The sequence below is a fragment of the Streptomyces sp. SID4985 genome, from assembly GCF_009863025.1.
GTDB lineage: Bacteria > Actinomycetota > Actinomycetes > Streptomycetales > Streptomycetaceae > Streptomyces.
Window position 1 is genome coordinate 1 of sequence record NZ_WWIR01000691.1, and the last position, 1,565, is coordinate 1,565.

2 protein-coding genes are annotated in these 1,565 nt (G+C 71.4%); one reads left to right on the forward strand and one right to left on the reverse strand.

Annotation, left to right across the window (positions count from 1 at the left end):
* A partial coding sequence (locus tag GTW40_RS30465) for a DoxX family membrane protein (protein ID WP_161183363.1) occupies positions 1-235 on the reverse strand: 235 nt, incomplete at its 3' end.
* Between the two features lie 309 nt (positions 236-544).
* Between GTW40_RS30465 and GTW40_RS30470 the strand changes: the two genes are divergently transcribed.
* Positions 545-1,565 (forward strand): serine hydrolase (locus GTW40_RS30470; protein ID WP_343245828.1); only part of this gene is annotated, 1,021 nt, incomplete at its 3' end.

The following is a 1,565-nucleotide window of genomic DNA, read 5'->3' on the forward strand; positions in this document are numbered from 1 at the left end:
GGGTCGCGAGGCCGAGCGCGAGCAGGACGCCGCCGCCCGCCTCCGCCAGGCCCGCCATCGTCGCGCTCCGGCGGCCCGGCGCGAAGCCGACGGACTCCATGAACTGGCCCGTGCCCTCCAGTCCGTGCCCGCCGAACCAGCCGAACAGCTTCTGCGCGCCGTGCGCGGCCAGCACCCCGCCCGTGCCCAGCCGGAGCAGCAGCAGGCCCAGATCGCGTCGGTCGTAACAGCCCATGATGACTCTCCTACGGGTTCCGCGTCGCTTCCACCGTTCCACCGTCGCAGGCCGCCGGGCGCCGGTCCTGTCGGGGCGGGCGTTCGGGTGGAGGAGAAGGCCGAAGAGAAGGTCGAAGAGAAGGCGGAAAAGAAGGTGGAAGAGAGGAGGGGGCGGACATGTCGAGAGACATGCGGAAGTGCCGGGTGGAGAAGGCGATGCCGAGGTGACGGCGGTGCTCCGGGCCGATCTTCATAAGAGAGCAAATTCCTGGGCCGGAACCCACCTCCCGGAGGGAAACGGCTGTTCGAGCCGGTGTACGGTCCCGGGGTGCGTGAATGTTCCCGGCTCAGCCGACGTGCCGTCCTCGGGCTCACTGCGGCCGCCCTCCCCGTTTCCCTGAGCGTCTCCGAGAGCGGAGCCCCGGCCTACGCCGCCGAGGCCACCGGTGTCGTCGGCGGTGAGCAACTGGCCCGCAAGGGGGTCCAGGTGCGCGGCGCCGCCGCAGTGCCCAAGAAGCTCACCGCCCGCTCCTGGGTCGTCGCCGACGCCGACAGCGGGGAGGTCCTCGCCTCGTACAACGCGCACCAGCGCCTCGCCCCCGCCTCCACCCTGAAGATGCTGTTCGCGGACACGGTGCTGAAGAAGTTCGACCGCACCCGGCGCTACCAGGTCACCGACGCCGACCTCGCCGACGTCCCCTCCGGCTCCAGCCTCGTCGGCATCAAGCCCGGCATCACCTACACCGTCGACCAGCTCTGGCAGGGCGTCTTCCTGCGCTCCGGCAACGACGCCGTCCACGTGCTCTCCCACATGAACGGCGGCATCGACAGGACCGTCGCCGAGATGCAGCAGCGCGCCGAGTACCTGCACGCCCTCGACACCCACGTGGTCAGCCCCGACGGCTTCGACCACCCCGGCCAGATCTCCTCGGCGTACGACCTCACGCTCTTCGCCCGCGCGGGTCTGAAGGACGCCGACTTCCGCGCCTACTGCGGCACGCGCACCGCCGACTTCCCGGCGGGCGGCAAGAAGACCTTCCAGATCCAGAACACCGACCGCCTGCTCACCGGGGCGTACGGGCTGACCCCGTACGAGGGCCTCATAGGCGTCAAGAACGGCTACACCAGTCACGCGGGCAACACCTTCACCGGCGCCGCCACCCGGGGCGGCCGCACCCTGCTCGTCACGGTGATGCACCCCGCCACCGGCAGCAACGCCGTCTACGAGCAGACCGCCGCGCTCCTCGACTGGGGCTTCACCCACGGGAGTTCGGCCCGCGCGGTCGGCACGCTCGTCGAGCCCGGCGTCCCCGCGACCGCCCGTCCGGCACCCGCGGGCGGCAAGGCCG